Below are 3,512 nucleotides of genomic sequence, written 5' to 3'. Positions count from 1 at the left end.
CGCTGCGGGTCATAGGTGCGCAGCACGTTGTCGTGCCAGCCGGTCTCCGCGTCGAAGTACTGCCCGGGCAGGCGCAGGTTGAGCGTGAAGTCTTTGGGCGTGTGTTGGGTGTGGGCGGCGTGGGCGGCCTGTGTTGTGTCTGCGGCATCTGGCCTGGTGCTGGACGCTTGCAGCACACCATAGGCTGTGTAGGCCGTGGGTTTGGCGCGCCAGATCAGGCGGGCCTGGGCGTCGGTCACTGCCACAGGCGTGCCGATCTCGTTGGCGTGGATGAAGCGCAGCTCGCCGGGGTGCTGGCTCACCCAGCGCCACAGGGCAGCGAACCAGGCGCCCAGGCCTTCGGTGCTCTCGGGGGGGCGCAGCTCGGCGCCTTGCTCGTAGTCGATCACGGCCACGGGCACGTGGTGGGCGTAGACGTAGCGACGCGCCAGGCGCGGGGCTGAACTTGGCTCAGCGGCGCCGGTCGTGTGGGTAGGCGCTGTCTCGGCCACCAGGGTCATGCCCTGCCAGAGGTACTGCGTGTGACGGCCCTGGGGTGATGATGTCTTGGTCGACGCCTGCCCAGACTCATACACAGTCTTGGCGATGCGCAGACCGTGGGTGTTATGGGTGTAACGCGCCAGCAGGGCGTCACCTTGGCGCACCTCGGCCAAACGCCGGTCGGCGTTGTAGCTCAGCTGGCGCAGGATTGAAGGCGGGCTGGTGTGCGCACCCCTGCCTGCGGTATTAGGCGCAGCGATGGGCACCACCATGGGCAAGCCGGTGGGGTCGCGCTCGATGCGCTGGCCGCGCCAGTCGTGGTCTTGCCCTTGCCAGCGCGCCACCTGCAGCGCGCCTTGCGCGTCGTAGGCGTAGAACTCCGGCTCCAGCGCCGCGGTGCCTGGGTTGGGCTGGGCTGCCATCTTTGGCTGCGCAATCAGCAAGCGCCCCAGGCCGTCGTAGGCGTAGCCCACGCTCAGATCGCCTTCTGTGCGCGTTTGCATGCGGCCCAGCGCGTCGTAGCTGAAGGCCGACTGCATCAGCATGGGCGGCGTCTTGCCCGCGCTGGGCATGACGGCGGGGGCTGCAGCTTGCGCCTGTGGCAGCCAGGCTGTGAGCCACTCCCCCCAGCCCGTGCTGCTCGCCTGCGGCTGCTCCCAGCGCATCTGCGCCAACTGGCCCTGGGCGTTGCGCTGCCAGCGCAGCGCCACGCCATTGCCCCAGCGGTAGCCTTGCTCGGCCTGCAGCATGGCGGGCAACGCAAAGGCATCTTCGTTGGCTGCCGCCTTCGCTGTCGCGCGTGGGGTTGCCTCCAATCGCACGGCCTCCAATGGCTCAATCACCGTGCGCTGGCCCACACCCCACTGGGTGGCCAGCCAGTCGCCCACGGCGCGGCCCAGCACCGCCTGGGCTTGGCCGTCCTGGTGGCGCACAGCCTTGAGCTGGCGCCCTACGCCCCATTCGTAGCGCAGGCTGCCGCCTTCGGGCAGGTGCCAGGCGCTCAGCCGGTCGGCCTGGTCGTACTCGTAGCGGTCTACCGCCTGCAGGGCTGCCAGTTGGGTGGCTGTGTGGCCCCCTCGGCTGATGCGCCGCTCACTGAGGCGGCCCCATTCGTCGTACGCCAGTTGCTCTCGTTCGTGGGGGTGCTGGATGCTGACCAGGCGCGGCCCCTCGTAGACCAGTTTGGTCTGGAGCTCAGGTTGGCCCGGGCGCTGCACGCTGTGTGCCACGATGCGCCCCAGGGCGTCGCGCTGCCAGCGCCATTGGCTTTGGTCAGCCAGGGTTCTTTGGATGGGTCGGTTGGTTTGATCGTACTGGCGTTGTTCCAGCCCGCCTTCGGGCGTGTACAGCGCCACCAGGCGGCCCCAGTCGTCCACCCAGCCTCGCGAGCCGCTCCAGGGATCGTTGGCACTGGGCCGCGCTCGGCCGGCCGCCGTGGGCGGCAGGGTCGGCGCGCCGACCGCGGCTGCAGGCGGCACCACCCAGCGCATCTGCCCCCGGTTGGTGGCCAGGGCCACGGCCTGGGTGGCGCTGTCGTAGGCCAGCATTTGCACTTCGCCGTCGGGCAGTTCAATGCGCACCGGGCGCATCAGCGCATCAAAGCGCACTTGTGCGGTGGCGGGGCCGCGTTGCCATTGGACGGGCTCGCCCGTGGGCAGGTGCTGGTGGGTGATGGTCACGCCGTCGGGCGGGATTTCTTGTAGCACGCGACCGGCGTCGTCGCGCTGGGTCCAGCGGTGCTGCAGCCCCAGGGGCAGCTTGAGGGCTTGCAGGTGGTCGCCTCGGGCGTCCCACTGCAGGCGCACGGTGTCAGCCGGACCGGGCAGGGGCCCGTCGACTGCGGCCAGCAGGCTGCGCCCGTTGACTCGGCTGTAGCTGTAATGCGTGCTGCGCTCGATGCGCTGCGCATCTTGGGGACGGCTGGCCGGTTGGCCTTGTGCATCCAGGGGGCTGTAGCCCACTTCGGTGACTTGCAGCACCTGGCCGCGTTCGTTGTAGCTCAGTCGCAGTTGATGCTCTTGCCCGGGCACGACACTGGAGCGAGCGATCAGGGTGGGTTGGCGGCCTTGGAGTTGGTGTTCGCCGGGCTTGGGGGCGGCGTGGCTGGGCAACTCGGCGCCGTATTCGTAGCGCACATAGCCCAGTTCTGCCTCGGGTTGCCCGGGGCGATGGGCGTGTTGGCTGATGCGCAGCACGCGGCCCAGGGGGTCGTAGCGGGTGCGGGTGCTGCGCACGGGCACGGTGCTGCCGTCGGCAGCGCGGGCCAGCTCGGTGTGTTCGATCAGGCGGCCTTGGTCGTCGTAGCGGTAGCGTACGTTGGCCTGTGGGCAGTCCAGGCTGGCCGGGCACGGTATGCCTTCGGTGCGCACGATGCGGTACTGGCCGGCCACCTGGCTGCTGTAGATGGTGAGTTGCTGGCCCTGCGGTTGTTGGGCGGTCTTGCTGTGCACCAGCACGGCCACGCCGCTGGGGCGCTGGGTGTCTTCTCTGAGGCCGGCGCGCTCGATGCGAGCCAGCTCCAGCACGGCGCCTTCGCGCTCGCTGCGAATGGCCCAGCCGCGTTCGTCGTAGGCGTAGCGGCTCAGGCGCGCTTGCATGGGCTTGCCGTCGCTGCCGTTGCCCGCCACGCTGATGCCGGTGAGCAAGGTGGGATGACGCGGGTCTTCGTGGTGGTAGTGCCGCGTCAGGGTGCTGCGGGTGGTGCCTCGGCTGGTGTAGATGTGTGCCGTCTTGTCTGCGTCGTAGTGAGTGGGCAGTTTGACGGCCACCAGGTTCGCGGGCTGCGCTGGCGCGGCAGGGGTGGCCGGGCTCGTGGCCGTTGCGGCCTTCGCTGCCATCGCAGGCGAGCCATACTGGTACTCAAATCGGCCCACCGGGGTGTCGATGCTTTGCACGCCGCTGAAGCGGCTGCCATCGCGCCGATCACGATCGAGGTAGTTGAGCTGCAGGCTGCGGCCTTGCGGGTCGGTCACCTTGATGAGCAGCCCGCGCGGGTCGTACTGCAGACCAAGGATCTCGCCACTGGGCGCCAC

General features: G+C 69.3%; 1 protein-coding gene. It reads right to left on the bottom strand.

What is annotated here, in order from left to right:
- On the bottom strand, positions 1-3,512 hold a 3,512-nt coding region (locus GTZ97_RS16355; RefSeq protein WP_161652058.1), incomplete at both ends, for an RHS repeat domain-containing protein.

The organism is Aquabacterium fontiphilum, from assembly GCF_009909205.1.
GTDB classification, from domain to species: domain Bacteria; phylum Pseudomonadota; class Gammaproteobacteria; order Burkholderiales; family Burkholderiaceae_C; genus Aquabacterium; species Aquabacterium fontiphilum.
The sequence above is the reverse complement of the archived record's forward strand: the minus strand, read 5'-3'. Positions and strand labels throughout refer to the sequence as shown.